The sequence below is a fragment of the Rothia sp. HMSC065D02 genome (assembly GCF_001815285.1).
Classification (GTDB): domain Bacteria; phylum Actinomycetota; class Actinomycetes; order Actinomycetales; family Micrococcaceae; genus Rothia; species Rothia dentocariosa.
Map to the genome: position 1 here is coordinate 169,792 of NZ_KV820092.1, position 18,034 is coordinate 187,825.

The 18,034-nt window shown below is 51.7% G+C and carries 13 protein-coding genes; 9 read left to right on the forward strand and 4 right to left on the reverse strand.

What is annotated here, in order from left to right; translation table 11 throughout:
* The 3 genes from HMPREF3016_RS10830 to HMPREF3016_RS08305 form a co-directional block, all read right to left on the reverse strand.
* On the reverse strand, positions 1-136 hold a 136-nt coding region (locus HMPREF3016_RS10830; protein ID WP_305793661.1), incomplete at its 3' end, for a biotin/lipoyl-containing protein.
* A 191-nt stretch (positions 137-327) separates the two neighbouring features.
* Positions 328-1,713 (reverse strand): dihydrolipoyl dehydrogenase, encoded by a 1,386-nt coding sequence (lpdA, locus tag HMPREF3016_RS08300; protein ID WP_048755202.1) that lies wholly within the window; start codon positions 1,711-1,713, stop codon positions 328-330.
* Positions 1,714-2,039: 326 nt separating this feature from the next.
* Positions 2,040-3,533: a leucyl aminopeptidase gene (locus HMPREF3016_RS08305; protein ID WP_048755203.1), complete on the reverse strand. Its 1,494-nt coding sequence runs from the start codon at positions 3,531-3,533 to the stop codon at positions 2,040-2,042.
* Between the two features lie 224 nt (positions 3,534-3,757).
* Between HMPREF3016_RS08305 and HMPREF3016_RS08310 the strand changes: the two genes are divergently transcribed.
* From HMPREF3016_RS08310 to HMPREF3016_RS08340, 7 genes are all read left to right on the forward strand, one after another.
* Positions 3,758-4,669 carry a PAC2 family protein gene (locus HMPREF3016_RS08310; RefSeq protein ID WP_013397368.1) on the forward strand — a complete coding sequence of 304 codons (912 nt, stop codon included), beginning with the start codon at positions 3,758-3,760 and terminating at the stop codon, positions 4,667-4,669.
* A gap of 251 nt (positions 4,670-4,920) precedes the next feature.
* Positions 4,921-6,558, forward strand: a complete 1,638-nt coding sequence (locus HMPREF3016_RS08315; protein WP_070741614.1) for a DUF4192 family protein — start codon at positions 4,921-4,923, stop codon at positions 6,556-6,558.
* 274 nt (positions 6,559-6,832) lie between these two features.
* Positions 6,833-8,239 carry an RNA polymerase sigma factor gene (locus HMPREF3016_RS08320; RefSeq protein WP_048752832.1) on the forward strand — a complete coding sequence of 469 codons (1,407 nt, stop codon included), beginning with the start codon at positions 6,833-6,835 and terminating at the stop codon, positions 8,237-8,239.
* A 407-nt stretch (positions 8,240-8,646) separates the two neighbouring features.
* The gene (locus tag HMPREF3016_RS08325) at positions 8,647-9,534 is read left to right on the forward strand and encodes a YwqG family protein (protein WP_048752831.1); all 888 of its coding nucleotides are present in this window, start codon (positions 8,647-8,649) and stop codon (positions 9,532-9,534) included.
* A 144-nt stretch (positions 9,535-9,678) separates the two neighbouring features.
* Complete coding sequence (locus HMPREF3016_RS08330; RefSeq protein WP_070741617.1) at positions 9,679-10,533, forward strand: YwqG family protein; 855 nt, start codon at positions 9,679-9,681, stop codon at positions 10,531-10,533.
* A 12-nt stretch (positions 10,534-10,545) separates the two neighbouring features.
* Entirely contained in the window at positions 10,546-11,430 is an 885-nt protein-coding gene (locus HMPREF3016_RS08335; RefSeq protein ID WP_070448550.1) for a YwqG family protein, read from the forward strand.
* 57 nt (positions 11,431-11,487) lie between these two features.
* A complete protein-coding gene (locus HMPREF3016_RS08340; RefSeq protein ID WP_083297311.1) occupies positions 11,488-12,351 on the forward strand; it encodes a YwqG family protein in 864 nt (287 codons plus the stop codon).
* Positions 12,352-12,385: 34 nt separating this feature from the next.
* On the opposite strand, the gene HMPREF3016_RS08345 is transcribed toward HMPREF3016_RS08340, so the two are convergent.
* Complete coding sequence (locus HMPREF3016_RS08345; RefSeq protein ID WP_141757714.1) at positions 12,386-13,519, reverse strand: ADP-ribosylglycohydrolase family protein; 1,134 nt, start codon at positions 13,517-13,519, stop codon at positions 12,386-12,388.
* A gap of 105 nt (positions 13,520-13,624) precedes the next feature.
* On the opposite strand from HMPREF3016_RS08345, the gene HMPREF3016_RS08350 reads away from it, so the two are divergent.
* Positions 13,625-14,812 (forward strand): metallophosphoesterase family protein, encoded by a 1,188-nt coding sequence (locus HMPREF3016_RS08350; protein WP_070741623.1) that lies wholly within the window; start codon positions 13,625-13,627, stop codon positions 14,810-14,812.
* On the forward strand, positions 14,809-18,000 hold the full coding sequence (locus HMPREF3016_RS08355) for an AAA family ATPase (protein WP_070741626.1): 3,192 nt from the start codon (positions 14,809-14,811) through the stop codon (positions 17,998-18,000). The genes HMPREF3016_RS08350 and HMPREF3016_RS08355 overlap by 4 nt, the downstream gene beginning before the upstream one ends.
* Positions 18,001-18,034: the final 34 nt, after the last annotated feature.

Genomic DNA, 18,034 nt, shown 5'->3' on the forward strand with positions numbered 1-18,034 from the left:
TGTCAACCTTGTCGGTGGAAACCTCAACCAGGGGTGCGTCAACCTCAATGGTGTCGCCGACCTCAACGAGCCAGCGGGTAACGGTACCCTCGGTCACGGACTCGCCCAGTGCGGGCAGTACTACGGTGTGGGACATAATCTTTCCCGTTCTCCTTGTGAATGCTTGAACTAGAAAAATGTGAGCGGCGACCCGGATGCGCGCCGTATGCGTCGAAGCACATCGACGCGCATCCGGATAGGGGCGTTGTTCAGCGGATACGCCCGGCAGCCGCTAACGACCAACGGTCGTCAATACTAAGCTGACGCGCTAACGCCAGTCAGCAAAACTTACGCGCTGTGCAGCGGGGTGCCGTTCAGGACCATTGCAGCCTCACCCAGGGACTCGTTCTGAGTCGGGTGTGCGTGGATGAACTTAGCGACGTCCTCGGGGAATGCTTCCCAAGCAACCCACATCTGAGCCTCACCAATCTGCTCACCCATGCGCTTACCAATAGCGTGAACACCAACGATGGGGCCGTCCTTCTGGCGGACAACCTTCACGATACCGGTAGCACCGAGGATAGCGGACTTGCCGTTACCAGCCAGGTTGTACTCAGCGGTCTCAACGTTCTCAGCGCCGAACTTCTCCTTAGCCTTGGGCTCGGAGTAACCAACGGAAGCGATCTCCGGGTCACAGAAGGTGACCTTGGGGATGTTCACGTCTTCAACGATGGAGGGGTTCAGGCCAGCGATTTCCTCAGCAACGAAGATACCCTGCTGGAAACCGCGGTGAGCCAGCTGAACGCCGGGGACGATGTCGCCAACAGCGTAGATGTTGCCAACGCCGGTGTGCAGGCGCTCGTTAGCCAGGACGAAGCCGCGATCCATGGGGATGCCCTGCTCCTCGTAGCCCATGTTTGCGGTGTTCGGGCCACGACCAACAGCGACCAGAACGATCTCTGCCTCGAAGACCTTGCCGTCAGCCAGGGTGACCTTAGCACCGTTAGCGTCCTGCTCAACCTTCTCAAAGAAAGTACCAGTATTGAACTTGATGCCGCGCTTCTTGAAGGCACGCTCAAGAACCTTGATGATGGCGGGATCTTCGTTCGGAACGAGGTTGGGCAAACCCTCGATAATAGTGACGTCTACGCCCATAGCTTTCCACATGGAGGCAAACTCACAGCCAATCACGCCGCCACCGAGAACGATAGCGCTCTTCGGCAGGTAGTCCATTTCAAGAGCCTCGGTGGAGGTCAGAACTCGACCTTCAATAGGCAGGCCAAAAGTCTTAGAAATAGAGCCGGAAGCAAGAATAATATTCTTGCCCTTGTAATCCGTACCGTTGACGGTCACGGTATCTTGAGCGGTCAGCTTGCCTTCACCAGCGATAACCTCTACGCCCTTCATCTTCAAAAGACCGGAGAGACCCTTGAATTTACCCGCGACAATACCATCTTTGTAATCGCGTACCTTACCCATTTCGATGGACTCTAGGGTGGCGTTTACGCCTACTTTAGAGGCTTCACGAGCGTCCTCCGCCAATTCTGCGGCGTGTAGGTATGCCTTCGTCGGAATACAACCGGTGTGCAGGCAGGTGCCGCCTACTTTTTCCTTTTCAACGAGGCCAACGGTAAAACCCAGCTGGCGCGCGCGCAGAGCGGCAGAGTAACCAGCGGAACCGCCGCCAAGGATGAGGATGTCGAATTCTTGAGCCACGATGTTGCTCCCTTGCATAGATTGTGGGGCTGTAACCCCGGTGCAATGCGTTCTTTATCTATATTGCTTTTCTGTCAAACAGCAGACCCGCACCTTCCGGTTTGCGTGAGGGCGCGCATCTATGAGAGAGCAGAAAAACACTCACTACAACAATACCCCTGTTTTAGACCCTTTAAGTTCACCTGACGCTAATTTGGGGCAATAATCGCACAAACTGTGCAAATTTTTTGAAGAGCGTAACCATACTGGAATTTATGATGTGAGATTTTGCACGTAGAAGAAGAGCAGTATCGGGGCCCTGAGACCGTCAGTCTAGGGACCCCGATATAAGGCGGATGTTTCCTTTACTGTGCGTACGATTCGATGAAATTCACCAGGGTCGCGGTGCCAAAACCGGTACCTTCCTTAGGGGTGAACCCATAAGCACCTTCTTCGTTAAAGGCAGGACCAGCAATATCGAGATGTGCCCAGGGAATGCCTTCACCTACAAATTCTTGCAGGAAGAGCCCTGCGATCATCATAGAACCGTAGCGCGAACCCATATTTTTAATATCTGCCACTGGGGAATTCATAGAGGCACGCAGATATGATTCGAGTGGTATTTGCCAGTATGCCTCACCGGATTTTGCCCCTGCCTGTTGTACACGGTCGCGAATATCCTCATCACCCATAAGTGCGGCGGTACGCAATCCCAGCGCCGCCATGGCTGCACCCGTGAGCGTTGCAATATCCAGGATTACGGTAGGGTTTGATTCGGATGCAAGAGCAATACCATCCGCCATGACTAGGCGACCTTCAGCGTCTGTATTGAGAACTTCAACCGTGCGACCGTCACGAATCGTGATAATGTCTTCGGGGCGCAGGGAAGCTCCGCCGGGCATATTCTCAGCGAGGCAAAGGTATCCGGTGACCTCAACCGGAATTTCCAGCTCGGACGCCGCAAGAACTGCGTGCAGAACCGATGCTGCACCTGCCATGTCGCATTTCATCGTCATCATAGATGCCGCAGGTTTTAGGGAGTTTCCACCGGTATCAAAAGTAATCCCTTTGCCAACGAGAGCCACATGTGCAGAAGGGCTCTCGGGGGTGTACTTAACAACGGCGAGTGCGGGCTTCCGCGGGGAGCCTTGACCGACTCCTGCGATGCCTCCAAAACCTTCCTTGAGCAAACGGTCATAAGGGTAGACTTCAATGCTGACATCTGAATAATCTTTGACAAGCTCTGTGGCGAGATTTGCAAAAGATTCCGGGTACAGGTGTGAAGGGGGCATATTGACGAGGCGGCGCGCATCCTTGGCAGCTTCGCCCAGAATAACGGCGCGCACAAGGGCGGGCTCGGCTTCGCTGGCATCGGCTTTTGCCACAATGGTGATGGACTCCGCTTCGTCTCGAACAGAATCTGCAGTTTTGCTGCGTACTCCTTCTTCGGAGAATGATCCGAGAACGGCACCGTGAGCTACAGCTTCAATTTCGTCGCGTGAGGTACTACCGAAGTCGAGCGCGATATGTGCAGTTCCTAAAAGCTGACGGGTTGCCGAGCCAGCAGCGAAGCGAAGGGCATCTAGGCGCTCCTGGTCAATTGTGGTGTCTGAGCCTAAACCGATGAGAGCGATGATGTCGGACGATGCCCCTTCTACGCCGGGGAGGCGAAGTATTTGGTCGAGAGCACCTGTGGCACCTAGAGACTCCAGAAGTTTATTGATGCTCTGCGCCGAATCATCAGGAAGTGAATTTGAGGCTAGGTAAGGTCCGTCTTCTCCCGAAAAGACACCGAGAACAAGTACCTCAGCATTCAGCGATTGCAGGTCGTTGGTGTGAAGAGAAAGTGCTGTCGACATAGTTCCTCCGCGAATGGGTTGGAATATTAATATTGGGTAATGTGTTTCTACTGTACACTGCGGGTATCGGAAATCTTGACGAACAGTACGGTGAAAATACCCTTCTAACGCTTTTACGAGTGTTCGCCTCGCGCGAGAGACTAGGAAATAGTACTGTTGCGGTTAGACACATACATTAAAATAAAAAGTTCAGAGACTAAACCCGGCGAGGGAAAGGAGTGAAGATGTTAAACCCTGAAGATTTATATTTGGCGAATAATAAAATTCTTCATGATGCACGGTTGAAAAATCTCACTCTGGTTATTGCTCTCTCAAGCCCACAGGATGCAGGATCCACAGCGGGGCAGCTGGGGCATTTTCTTCTCAAGGAACTTAAGAATATTGAGGTTGTGGAGTTTGATACGGATCAGCTTCATGATTACCGTAGCCGCAGACCACATATTTTCTTCAATAAAGACCATTTTGAGCAGCCAATTATGCCTGCTCTGAAGCTTTATGCGGTCGAAGATACCCTCGATAAGCCTTTCTTGCTTTTGACCGGTTCAGAACCTGATTATCAATGGCAGCGTTTTCAGCAGGCGTTGTTGTCTATTGTGCGGACGCTGGATCCTTCACTTGTGGTGCTGGTGTCGGCGTTTCCAATGCCTGTACCGCATACACGTCCTATGCCGGTGACGGCGCATGGCTCTCGAAAAGATCTCATTGAAGGTATTTCGCCGTGGCGTCCTAAGGCTGATTTGCATGCTAATATGACGAATCTTTTAGAGGTTCTTTTCACCGAGAACGGCTTCGACACTGTGGGATTCGGCATTAATATTCCCCAGTATGTTTCTGATGCTGATTTACCGCAGGGAACGCTGACCGCGCTTGAACACGTGAGTATGGCAACCCGATTGGCTTTTCCGAGTGATGAGCTTAGGGAGGCTGCGAGGGCTGTTCATGGGCAAATTAATGAGCAGGTCAAGGAGAACCCAGAGATTGGGCGTATGATTTCGACGATGGAAGCGAATTACGATGAAAACTTCCGTACCTCAAACGTCGCTATTCCGCTCTCGCAGCGCGACGCCCATAAGATTCCTGGACGTGATGAAATCGGTGCCATGTTTGAGCGATTCCTTGAGGAGCATGAAGAATAAGTAAGGCTCACCCATAGGGTGCACGCAGCATAGAAAATTCAAGCTATGGTGGGTGCATCCCTAAATTTTTAGGGGTCACATATGCCTTGTGCTGTTCGTGTGGGTATGGATCGTAATATTTGGATAGAAAACAGCTAATTCTTATCCACAGAAGCGAAATATGTGTCCTAACGAAGCGAATGCACCTGGGTTATCCACAGGTTAGTTGGTCTGTGAACTTTTAAGGTGAGCAATCTTGCCATAGTAAAGATATGACAACAACGAGTAACCTAACGACAACCTATAGCTTACATACCGAAGAAGACTTGATAGCTCTCGTGCTGCATCAGTTTGGGTACTGGCCGCAAGAATCGCTGGTGCTTTTAAGCGTGACGAAGCATGCTGTAGGGCCGTGTATACGCGTTAATCTTCCTGATGAGCAACAAGACCTAGAACAATATTTTGATACGTTAGCGAATCTGGTACCCGCCACCGTTGACGGGTACGAGCCCATTACTGGGGTCTTTGCTTTGATCTTTAGCGGCAATGCGGCAACTCGAGAGCGGCAACTTTCACCTGCTACACGCACTGTCTTACACAATACGGATTTGTATATCGATAATCGCGCCGGAATCTCATTTAACCAGTGGCTGCCCACACTCTACGCAGCTTGCAACAATGTTCATCTTGATCTTTACGATGTGCTGTACTGCGGGTCCGTATCGCGATGGTCACTTGATCAAAACCAGCTTGCGCTCACTTACCGCGGCCCTATTGAAGACATTATGCATAGCTCGTACTATCTCGATCGGGTGTATGAGGGACGCCAAGTATCCGCAGAACCCCTGTCTGCATATACGCAATGCCTCTGGGATACTGCAACCAGTGCCTCCACGAATGAGGTGACAGAATGGGAACAAGCAAGTCTGTTGTGGATGCATACCTTTGAAGAAGAACTTAACCAAGCTACGGGTCGGCATACTGTTTTAGAACATCCCGGCTACTACCGTCAGAAAAGTATTGAACTCTGCTACTGGGAAAGCGCCCTTGAGGCTGTACGCTGGGTAATGCGTACCTATCCGCCTGAAAACGCCGAAGAGCACGATAACGCCATAAGTTTTGGGGATCGTTTACGTTCGCTGATATCGCCCGAAATAGCCGGCTATCTGCTGTGCAGCATGAATACCCAGGCAACCCCAGAATTTATACTGTACCAAGCGGCTAAAGACCTGCCGGAAGCATTGGGGGTACTAGACGGATATGACTGTATGCATGCCGCATGCGGTGAAGGATCATACGAACCGGTGGAGCCGCTATGTTACGGCAAACCAACAACTCGTCGGCGCACGACGCTGCCGGAGACCTTTTATCAAACTTTTCGGGGCGAAAGCCCCCGTATCGGAGGTATCGGGCACGGTCGCGTGAGCTGGCACGACTGGATACGGCGTACGCATCGTATACTTCAACAGCAGATTTTAGACGACACATACGACTCGTCTGAGACCAGACCGGAAGAACACATAACGAAGATAGACCGGATGGTGGAACTTCTGAGCGGTCTAACAAAGGACTATAAACCGGCCTGGAGCCGTCTTAACGCTCTCGAAGTTCTCTGTAATCTGTTGGTGCATGCGGTTCAATCGGGTGAACAGTATGGTCGACTGAGGCTTCTTCAAGCCTGGATAAATTGGCTACGTGGCGGAAACACCTATGCAGGTATTCTCGCCGATATCGCCAGGCTTCACTGCGATGAAGATATGCCTCTTTTTCAGGCCCTATCAGAATCTGTATTTCCGCTCTGGATTACGGATCCCGTGCGGTGTTGGCGCGGTGACCTTTACTTCAGTACTCTATTGCCTCACGAGGCAGCCGACGCCAAGGTAGAGACGATTGAGCCAAAGGCAGGGTAGCGAACGTTGTGTTTGCAGGGAATAAAACAGGGTTGTCTAGGCGAGCCTTATTTGAAAGAAAATAAGATTCTGCCATACTTGATGATGACCCCGTAAAGTCTGTGCTTTTGCGCGCGCCTTCATGAGGTGAAAACGCAGGGAATAATCCCCAGTATCTAGCGGTTATATTTATTCCGCTAACCCTGTTTTCACCAATAATGTGAGGAGCAAGACTTGACAGGGTCTTAGGTGTTTTGCAGACAAAGCACCCCAACACGAGTTAGAAAGGGTTCTTGTGGCACCTGCAACCAGCAAGAAGACCGCGACCGGTGAAACCTCTGAAGAGACTGTAGCCGAAACCCCCAAAAAGACAACCCGCACTAAAAAAACTGCAGCCACATCCAAACCTGCAAAAAAAGCGCCTGCTAAGAAACGCGCAGCAGCCAAAACTCAAGAAGACGCAAAATCTGATGCAGAGGACTCGGTCGAAACTACTGCCGAGGCCGTGCCTGAAGAGAAGTCTAAGCGCGCGCGTAAAACAACCACTAAACGTAAAACCGGTGGACGTAAGAAGAAGACCGACGAGGACGAGTTTGATCTTGACCTTGACGACGAACTAGATCCCGAGAACGTTGACGGCGAAGAGCACGAAGACGCTGACGAAGATGAAGAAGCCGTCGCCAAAAAGGAAGAGAAGAAAGCTGCTGAAGAAGTGGCAGCTAAAGGCTCTGGCTTCGTGCTGACCGCCAGCGATGATGACGATGCACCTGCCCAACGCGTCGTTACCCCCGGAGCAACAGCTGACCCCGTGAAAGACTACCTGAAGCAGATCGGTAAAGTCTCGCTCCTGAACGCACAGCAGGAAGTCGATCTTGCGATGCGCATTGAAGCTGGTCTATATGCGGAGCACAAGCTTGCCGACAACCCCGACATGGATCCGAAACTCAAGAAGGAACTGCGCTGGGTGATCCATGACGGTAAGCGTGCGAAGAACCACCTGTTGGAGGCGAACCTGCGCCTCGTGGTCTCACTTGCTAAACGCTATACGGGCCGCGGAATGCTATTCCTTGACCTTATTCAGGAAGGTAATCTTGGTCTGATTCGCGCGGTCGAGAAATTCGACTACTCGAAGGGCTTTAAATTCTCCACCTACGCCACCTGGTGGATTCGTCAGGCGATTACCCGTGCAATGGCGGACCAGGCGCGTACTATTCGTATTCCTGTGCACATGGTTGAGGTCATTAATAAGCTCGCCCGTGTGCAGCGTCAGATGCTTCAGGATTTGGGGCGTGAACCCACCCCCGAAGAGCTCGGTAAAGAGCTGGACATGGCTCCCGAAAAGGTTATTGAGGTGCAGAAGTACGGGCGCGAACCTATTTCTCTGCACACGCCGCTGGGTGAGGATGGCGATTCCGAGTTCGGCGACCTGATTGAGGATTCGGAGGCTGTCGTTCCGGCTGACGCAGTGTCATTCACTCTTCTCCAAGAGCAGCTGCACTCGGTGCTCGATACGCTCTCCGAACGTGAAGCGGGCGTGGTTGCTATGCGATTCGGCATGACCGACGGGCAGCCGAAGACTTTAGACGAAATTGGCAAGGTATATGGCGTGACGCGTGAGCGTATTCGTCAGATCGAATCAAAGACCATGTCGAAACTGCGTCACCCCTCGCGTTCGCAGGTTTTACGTGACTATCTAGACTAGGATAATACCCCTAGTCGTAACGTGTTGAGTGCGCCCATCAGACCTTTCTGATGGGCGCACTTACGTATAACACTTAATACAATTAAGCAGTATGCGAATAGAAAACGCCCCTACTGAAATCTATCTTGAGGGTGAAAGAGCGTAACTTGCAGCCTTGAATACCGCGCTGTTGCGGCTTGGAAGGGCCCGCTAACAAGGCGGTGGTAAACAACGCAAATCTAAGGCATGTTCGTGCGTATAAAGTCGACCCTGCAAGTACACGACACGGAACGCAAGGTATGGCATAGCGTGTTTATCTGTGATTACCTAGAAGTAGTGGTTACCACAAGATAACGAACCCGCATTTTTTCCGGAAATGCAACCAACAACCGCATCCCACATCCACATCACCGATAGGGGACGATACTGTGAGTATTCTTGAAAAGACCGCTCTTGAACAACAAGCTCTGAACGTTATTGACCGCATCAATGCACAGCAGATATCGCCTGTTATTTTCTTTGACACTCAGCAGACATCAGAACCTCTGCCAGTGACCGCTTCTAAGGTTGGAGGTGTTCCCTACGTTCCGGTTGGTACCGCGGCGCCGACCAACGGCAGTGGACAGAATTTGGGGCTTATTGCCCAGATTAATTGTTCTGAGCTTCCCACAAACGACATTTACCCCGAAACCGGAATCCTACAGTTCTGGCTTGATCCGCACGAAGACTTGTGGGGGCTAAACTTAGACGATCCCACCAGCCAACAAAAAACTCGAGTTGTCTATTATCCGACTCTGGATGCGCCAGACTCCGGGATCGGTACCGCCGTAACGGAACTTATAGTTAATAACCCTTATGATGACTTATATTGGCCGGTCAGCGGACGTCATGGGTATGGTCTTATCGCCAAATCCCAGAGTAATGAAGAATGGATTTTTGACGGACGCCCACATTCGGAATTTACTCGAATCTGGAACGATATGTACCCCGAACAGCTTATAACAAGCATTTGGGACCTTCGAAAGTTCGACGGCGGTGCTGACACCATCAAGACTTTACGCGATATGACGGGCACTCCCGAAAGCTATACCCATCACAAAATTGGTGGTTACCCCCTCTTCGAGCAACGCGATCCGCGTGATGGTGATGCGGCTCTTACTCAGTACACCGTGAATCTGCTGACGCTTATATCACGGGTGGAGTCAGGGAGCCATGAGGGCATTATGTGGGGCGATATGGGAACCGCAAACTGGATGGTGACCTCGCACCAGCTTAAGAACCGAGACTTCTCGAAGGTTCTCTTCGAATGGTCATAAGGTCCAATACTTAGGACCAGCTGGCTGTACACACAAAATTCTCCGGCGTGTATCTTCTCCGACCGGGTGTAAAGATAATGCTTCATGCTAAGGTGTGAGTCATCTTTATATAATACTGGGCACCCAACCCAACGAGGAGAACGCGTGACGGATAAACAGACAGAAATACTAGAACGGGCTCGCACTTTACTGGCTGAGATGAATGTGGGACATCAAGTTCCCACGATGCGTATCAATACACAATTCGCTAAGTACAAGACATTGCCGGTCACCGCCTCCAAAATCGGGGGAGTGCCGTACCTGCCCAAGGGCCAGGACGGTCCCGTAGACGTTAACGGTGAACCTTTGCATATGATTGCGCAGATTAACTGCGTCGATCTGCCCCCGAATAGTATTTACCCGACGGAGGGGCTGCTGCAGTTCTGGATTAGCCCGATCGAGACCGATACGGAAGATTACACCTCATCACGATATGATCGCGTGATCTACTATCCCAAGCTGGGAAAAGCGAACAGGAAGGCTCATAAACTAGTCATTACCGAGGATAATGGCTTTATATGGCCTCTTTTGGGCGGAGAATACGCCCTAAGCTTCGAGCCTGAAAATCTAGAGTCCGGGCTAAAACTCAAACAATACAGTACCGGGCAGTTATTTACGCGGTTGTGGAATGAACGCTACCCGCAGGAGCAGATTGAAAGTCCTTGGGATCTTGATGAACTTGCAGGGCTTGAAGGCGATGACCTTGCGAGCACCTTTTATGAAGATCTTGATCACCACCAGCTGGGCGGTGTTCCCGAGTATATCGACTGGGACCCCCGCGATGACAAGGAGGAATGGAAAGACTACACGATTAATCTGCTCACTCTTGTCTCTGCGTATGAAGGTGACACCATAACCATCATGTGGGGCGATGCCGGAGCGGCAAACTGGCTGATTACCCCAGAGCAGCTAAAGAATTTAGATTTCTCGAAGGTCTTTTATTCGTGGGATAGCTGCTAAAGAAAATACACCATGAGCACTATTTTTGAGCGGGTCAAGCACCTTAATCATCTGCTGAGCCAGCAGGATCGTAAACCCACTGTGCGCATCATTCCTCGCGCAGTTCAGGGAACTGTGCCGGTGACCGCCTCTAAATTTGGGGGAGTGCCGTACCTGCCCGCCGGGGCTCAGGCCCCCACTAACCAGAACGGTAGGCCGCTGGGTATGGTCGCGCAGATTAACTGTGCTGAGTTACCCCAAAATGAGCTTTACCCCAAGATCGGTATACTTCAGTTCTGGCTGGATCCGTATGATGAGCTGGGACTGGGCATCGACCTGAAGAACCCGGTGTCGCAGGTCAATGCTCGCGTGATCTATTATCCTAATCTTGAGGAAACAAACCCATGTGCCCACACTCTTGTTATGCCAGATCAAGAGAAACAAACCGAGGTGGAATTTATGGCCTGGCCAGTACACATGGATCAGGGATGGGAAATCGGACTCAGCTTTGAAGAAGCCTCAGAAGGAATAACCCCACAGAATTGGTGGGTCTACCAGAGCCGGTTTGTAGAGTTGTGGAATGAACTATACCCCCAGCAGCCTATCGGCGATTTCGCGGGTATTGATGCATACGCGCCCGCAGATGAGGAACGCCCGAGTGTGATGTTCTACCGTGACATAGATCAGGGAAGTTACCACAAACTTGGCGGATACCCCGAGTTTACCCAGCAGGACCCGCGTCAAGAGCATGATGGGCTCGATAACTACACAATCAACCTGCTCACTATGTTCTCTGAGGATGCCGAAAAATTTGTTACTGTTTGGGGAGATCAGGGCACTGCAAACTGGCTGATGACTCCGGAACAGCTGAATAACCGAGACTTCTCGAAAGTCCTTTTTGAATGGTCCTGCGGTTAGCTGCAACTATCAATAAGACTGGTGAAAACGAAAGTCAGGTATTGGGAGGAAAATATTATGGGCCGTACAGTAGCTAAAGAGGCACGGAAAATCGCGGCAGAAATCACTGCCGCCACACGGCAGCCAGTTATCCGTATTAAAACAGCCGGTACCAAGGCACCGCTGCCAGTGACTGCCTCGAAGTTTGGCGGCGCCCCGTACCTGCCTGCCGGAGCTCAGGCACCCACCAATGAGAGCGGGAAGCCCTTAGGGATGATCGCGCAGATTAACTGTGCTGAGTTACCTAAAAATGAGCTTTATCCCAAGACCGGGATACTTCAGTTCTGGATTGATTCCGGGGAAGAAGAAGGCGATGAAAACTGGGGCTTCAACGCCAATGATATAGCCAACCAGGCGAATATTCGGGTTATTTACTACCCCCAGGTGGGTGAAGCCGCCCCTGCGGGGCACCCCGCAGTCACCGCAGCACGGAGCGAAGATTGGCCTATCTACCCGCCAGAGGCTGAGCTTGCGCTCACTTTCAAGAAAAAACATGAGAGCCTGAGCGACACAAGCCGTGAATTTGAGGCCCGGTTCGTATACCGGTGGAACGAGAAACACCCAGAGCAGACTATTAACGAGGTCTACGAGATAGACCGCCTGCACGATGGGGAGAATATTGCCTACGACCTGACCGACAGCACTGAGTACCATAAGCTTGGCGGGTACCCCAGCTTTGTGCAGAGCGACCCGCGCGAGAACAACCCAGAACTGCAAGAATATACGGTTAACCTGCTTACCATCGCCTCCGAGGAAGCAAAAAATGATGGTGACGGTGACATTATGTGGGGTGATATGGGTACCGCAAACTGGCTGATTACTCCGCAACAATTAGCAGACCGCGACTTCTCACAAGTCCTTTTTGAATGGTCCTGTGGCTAGCTGCTTCGCGCCGATTGTTTGCGTGAAATATAGTCTATAGTCCAAGTTGAGCAAGAAACCGCTCAGCAACGGCCTGCACTTCATCAAGACCCCGAACACGTTTTATCTGCGGCTCCACCAAGTTGCCAAGCTGAAAACAAAGCGCCACGAGAGAACCCATCACAGACCCGATGGAATCCGAATCGGAATCTACCGATATGGCCTGCGTGTAAGCATCGAGCAAAATATGACGGGCTAGACCGAAGGAGGCGCGGGCGCGCGATTCCGCGTAGAGCGCAACCCACACGGCGATCCCCAACACCGTCGTAGCCATCCAATCGGTACCGAACTCTTGTGCTACTGTCTCCGCAGAAGGCTCTACAGGATGTTCTCCGCTCCCGAGACGAAGCGCCTGCTCTAGAACATAGCGGGTCTGCGAACCGTCACCGGGAAACACACCATCCGCATTTACCGTGCCGCACCACTCGATAATTGTCTTTACTGATGCGGCGAGTATGTCTGAAGATCGTGAAGGTTGGTCGGAAGTTACCCGACCCAGAACATCACGAACCAGCAGAGCATATGCTGCTGCAGAAACTAGCGCCTCCGGATGCCCATGCGTGAGCGCCGCACCACGTACCGCCAACAAGGCAACTGTACGTTCCTGTTCCACCGGTAAAAATCCAAAGGCAATTGACCGTACAAGAGCACCAGAACCTAGCCCCTCAGGATTAATGTTCTGCGTAACGGTCTGCATCTCTCCGCTTGCTAAAGCACGCAGAGTTGCTTTTCCTGGACCTTCCTTCCGGGTCATACACGCGCCTAGATCAATAGCGCGAGGCAGAGCATAAGGAGCATTCTCGGGGAAAGCGAAACCCATACCTCGGTACCAGCGCAGATAGGCAAGCCACAGACATGCCGCTTCATCGGCAGCTGCCCCTTGATTGTTCCACTCCAAAACCTCGGTCAGGGCATCAACGGTATAGCAGGTCAGCTGGGTGTCATCGCTAAAGATCAGCGGGGTATTTTCCGTTACGATGTTCTGCGCGCGTTCCGCGATCTCGGTGGCGCTCAGAAGCTCTAAAGGATACCCGAGCGCATCGCCTAGTGTACCCGCAATCAGGGCAGACCGAAGGCGTTCGACATACATTGGAGAAGAAATATGAGGCACCCGAGTAAAATTACTCATAACGCACATTATCCCATACCCCCATAACGCCAAAGTACGGGCGTAAGTTACGTAAATGATGAAATCAGGGTGCATGTTCCAGCACCCAATGTAATACTAAAAACTATGAAGATTCTGCACACCTCCGACTGGCATTTAGGGCGTACCTTCCACCGGCACAGCCTGCACGAATGGCATCAACGGTTCATCGATGAACTTATCGACTATGCGACTGCCGAAAAGATTGATGTGCTCCTTATTAGCGGAGACGTGTACGATAGCGCCCACCCCAGCGCCGAAACCACCGAGCTTCTTGGCAAGACTTTAGACCGTCTGGCGCTCGCGGGAATTCAGGTAGTTCTGAGCGCGGGAAATCATGATTCCGCTCGTAGGTTAGGGTATGGGGCAGGTACTTTAGCGCGGCAGGGTATATACCCTGTGACGACTTTGAAGGAAACATTTGAACCGGTAGAACTTACCCGAGACGATATACGAGTGCGTATTTACGCCATACCCTACCTAAACCCACGTTATTATGGGCGTCAGCTTGATGTTGAGCCCACCCATGCAGCCGTGCTGGGAGAGGTCTGCACACGAATTCGAGAAGACAATGAGAAACGGAACGCAGGGGAGAACCCCGCAGATTTCACCATTGTCATGGCCCATGCCACCGTGAGTGAGCACGGTGACTTCAATGAATCTGTTCGTTCTTCTTCGGAACGAAATATCAGCGTAGGCGGCGTGGACTGGGTGCCAGCCATGCTCTTCAATGGCTTCGATTACACGGCCTTGGGACATATTCATCGCCGCTATCCGGTGATGGATCGTGCACGATACAGCGGCTCACCGTTACCCTTTTCCTTTAGCGAAGAAGCTAATAAGAACGGAGCCTACTTACTGAACCTCACAGCACGCGAAGGGTGCGTGAAGGCGCAGATTGAATCTCATGAATGGCGCACTCGGCTGCCCCTCAAGACCCTGACGGGAACTTTCGACGAGCTGATGGAAAGCGACGAATTCTCGCCCTACGAAACCGAGTATTTTTGCCGTATTATCCTGCGCGATGATAAGCAGCCGGTAGGTACTCTCGACGAGCTCCGTAAACGATATGAGAATATTGCCTCGTTCGTTTTTGAGCCTCTGCATCAACAACCGCGCGCAAACACTCGCCCGCGCATCACCGAAACCACTAACCCGGCGCATGTGTGCGAGGAGTTTTACGCTACCGTGCGGGCGCATCCGCTGGAGGCGGCAGAAACCCGAGCCCTTGAACATATTGTTGATGAGGTTATCAGCAGCGGGAGGTCAGCATGATTTTTCATCGCCTAGAATTTGAAGCATTCATGGCCTATCCCAAGCGAGAGGTCATAGACTTTGATGCCCTCAATGAAGCCGGTATTTTTCTTCTTAATGGTCCCACCGGGTCGGGAAAAACGACCGTACTCGACGCTATCTGTTATGCGCTGTATGGAATGCCCTCTTCCGAGCGTGATATAGGCTCTTTGTACTCTACCCATGTGCCCCCTGGAGAAATAAAACCCCATATTTTTCTGGAGTTGAGCATACAGAACCGTCGTCTGAGGATCGACCGAACCCCAGCGTATCGTCGGCTCATCACACGCGGGAAAAATAAAGGAACACCCACCCTCGAAAATCCGCAGGCATTAGTTTCTGAACTTATCCCGGGCAGAGACCCGCAGGATGAACAATCCTGGCGTAAAGCCGCGGAGGGCATGGCAGACTCGGCGGACTACCTGACAAAACTTATAGGACTCAACCGAGAACAGTTTTTGAAAGTTATGCTCTTACCGCAGGGGCAATTCGCCGATTTTCTTAAAGCTCGCAGTAAAGACCGAATTCCGTTGCTTAAACAGCTTTTTCCGGTTGATACCTATGAACAGGTAATGAATAGGCTTCGAGAGGAAGAACAGATTAGTGAGCGTGCTGTACAGGATATTAAACATGCTTTAGACAGGACTCTTGAGCAGACCGTCACGACGTACACAAAACTATGTGAACGACTTTCGCGTAGCGGCACAGACCTTGACGACAACAAAAATATCGTTGATGCGCAGGAGCGCGAAGTTTCTGAAGCATATACCAAACTTGACCTAGCGACCGATCTTGAGACTGCACGGCATGATTTCGAGGGGTGGTTCACGGAGCATCTTCACGCTGTACGTCGGCAAGAACAGCAGGATGAGCACGCCCTGGCCGACCTCAAAGATAAACGTGAAAAACTTGCCGCGCAACAGCAGGACATAGCCCAGCGAATACAGGATTGGGCGGAATATAAGAAACTGCAGTCGGCATGGGTGCGACACGAATCCCAGGAAGAGGAACATAAGAAACAGTGCCGAACGCTCAGTAACTCTCGGGCAGCAGCCCCTGTGGAGGCTGAACTGGAACGTTCTCGTCGTGATGAGGAACGCCGGATGCACGCCGCCGAGCACGCACAGGATACGCTGAACATGGCTCGGAGCAGCGCCTCACAAGCTCTAGAAGCCCTAGGGGACTGTACCGAGCACCTTGAGGCTTCACTGTACCGGATAGACACGGCGCAGGATCTTCAACGGGTTCTCAATCAAGCTCCAAGCGTGATGGCGCAGCTTCGGGTATACCAGCACGATGAACAAGCTTTAGAAGAGGCAAAAGCAGCCCTTACAGCGCTCAAGCGGGACTCCGAGAAAGCGCAACGGACGGTGGAAGGAATTGCGAAACGCGAGTTCCAGAGCCAGCAAAAACTCAGTGATATTAGCAAACGGCTAAGCTCCCTGCACGATGTTGAGCAGAACTACGCTCGGGCCCAACTTGCCCTAGAGACTGCGAAAAAGACCCAGCAAGAAGTCGCTGCCCATGCAGAAAAATTAGAGCAGGCGCAAACTGCTCACGACCAGGCCGTGCAGGCGTATGAGCTAATTCAGCGGGTATCTATCACTGCCTCAGAAGAGTACACGAGGCTTCAAAAACGGCGCTTAGAACAGGTTGCTTTCACTCTTGCAGAGGAGTTGGACGAGGGGAAGCCCTGCATGGTGTGCGGCTCTCGGGAGCATCCGCAACCGGCCCAGCCTAGTGTCAACGGCATTACCTTAGTGGAACAATCTGAGATTGATGCCGCCGAGAAGCGTGCCCACCGGGAGCAGCAGAAAGCGTCGGCAGCAGCTACTTCCGTGGCGCAAACCCAGACCGTTTTGGACCAACTTACCGAGTCTCACATGCCTGATTCTCAAGAAGCGCAGCGTCAAGTTGCAGAGGCACAAAACGTCTATAACCAAACTCAAGAAAGCCTAGAGAACAAGCGTGAAGCGCAGCATCAACAGGAAAAAGAGACGCTTGAACTTCAGAAAATTTTGGAAGAGCAGACCCGTGCACGTACATCTTTAACCCAACTGCAGACTCAGCAGGCGAGTGAGCAGCAAACCCTGACAAAGCTTGAGAAAAAACTTTGTCAGGTGGCGGCTACCATAAGTTTTGCCGACCGGGTATGCAAGCTTGAAAGCTACGTGGAGCAGGCGCATCGTGCCGTTGATGCAAGCCGTCGTCTTGACGATGCCACAATTAGCGCCGCAGAGAGCGCCCATCAGGCACAGCAAAGTCTGGAACGGTCGGTTTTCGAGACTTTCGAGGCGGTTCAGCAGGCGGTTCTCACGGAGGTACAGCAACAGCATCTTGAGCAGGCTATTTCGGCTTATCGAGAAGAACATGCCACTCTTCAAGCCTCTCTTGACCGACCATCCATGCGTACCGTTGCCACGCTTATTGAGCATGGACAGAAGGCTCCTTCCCAGGAAGAACTTACCCGCATACGTCAAGAACGCGATAATGTTGAGCAACAGTATGAAACTTTGATGACACGCGAGGGTATTCGTACAAATGGTATTGAAACTTTAGAAGCTCTATTTCAGGACTACCAAGAACGGCAAGGGGAATCAGCCCACGCTGTGGAGCAGGCCAATCTTTACGCTGGACTGGCGCGCATCGCTCGGGGTGACAATCCTGATAAAAACCATCAGATAGATCTTGTGAGCTATGTGCTCGGCGGTGAATTTGAGCAAGTCTTGCAAGTGGCTTCTGAGCATCTGCAGCGTATGAGCGATAATCGTTACCGTTTGGTACTCAGCGACAAGCGAGAGAAACGAGCGCGTATTGGCGGTGGTCTGAGTATTAGCGTTGAGGATAACTGGAATAACGACCAGCGTGAGGTGAATTCTCTTTCCGGTGGCGAGTCTTTCCTCGCATCGCTTTCATTAGCCTTGGGTCTTGCCGAAGTTGTTCAAGCACGTAACGGCGGTATAGAGATTGAAACACTTTTCATTGATGAAGGTTTTGGAACTCTCGATGCGCAGACTCTGGAGCTTGTAATGGAAACGCTGGAGAATATTCGAGAGAACGGTCGTGTTATTGGACTTATATCACACGTTGAAGATATGAAAGAGCGTATTTCTGCCCAAGTCAGTATAGAAAAGCGACAAAATGGCTCGACTCTTCGAGTTAACGTTTAGGTTTGGACGAATGCGGGGGTAAACTATCCAAAGA

What these genes read in the sequence shown, in the direction of transcription:
- lpdA (WP_048755202.1), bottom strand. Translation starts at nt 1,713, where the DNA reads ATGCAAGGGAGCAACATCGTGGCTCAAGAATTCGACATCCTCATCCTT.
- HMPREF3016_RS08305 (WP_048755203.1), bottom strand. Translation starts at nt 3,533, where the DNA reads ATGTCGACAGCACTTTCTCTTCACACCAACGACCTGCAATCGCTGAAT.
- HMPREF3016_RS08310 (WP_013397368.1), top strand. Translation starts at nt 3,758, where the DNA reads ATGTTAAACCCTGAAGATTTATATTTGGCGAATAATAAAATTCTTCAT.
- HMPREF3016_RS08315 (WP_070741614.1), top strand. Translation starts at nt 4,921, where the DNA reads ATGACAACAACGAGTAACCTAACGACAACCTATAGCTTACATACCGAA.
- HMPREF3016_RS08335 (WP_070448550.1), top strand. Translation starts at nt 10,546, where the DNA reads ATGAGCACTATTTTTGAGCGGGTCAAGCACCTTAATCATCTGCTGAGC.
- HMPREF3016_RS08340 (WP_083297311.1), top strand. Translation starts at nt 11,488, where the DNA reads ATGGGCCGTACAGTAGCTAAAGAGGCACGGAAAATCGCGGCAGAAATC.
- HMPREF3016_RS08345 (WP_141757714.1), bottom strand. Translation starts at nt 13,519, where the DNA reads ATGAGTAATTTTACTCGGGTGCCTCATATTTCTTCTCCAATGTATGTC.
- HMPREF3016_RS08350 (WP_070741623.1), top strand. Translation starts at nt 13,625, where the DNA reads ATGAAGATTCTGCACACCTCCGACTGGCATTTAGGGCGTACCTTCCAC.
- HMPREF3016_RS08355 (WP_070741626.1), top strand. Translation starts at nt 14,809, where the DNA reads ATGATTTTTCATCGCCTAGAATTTGAAGCATTCATGGCCTATCCCAAG.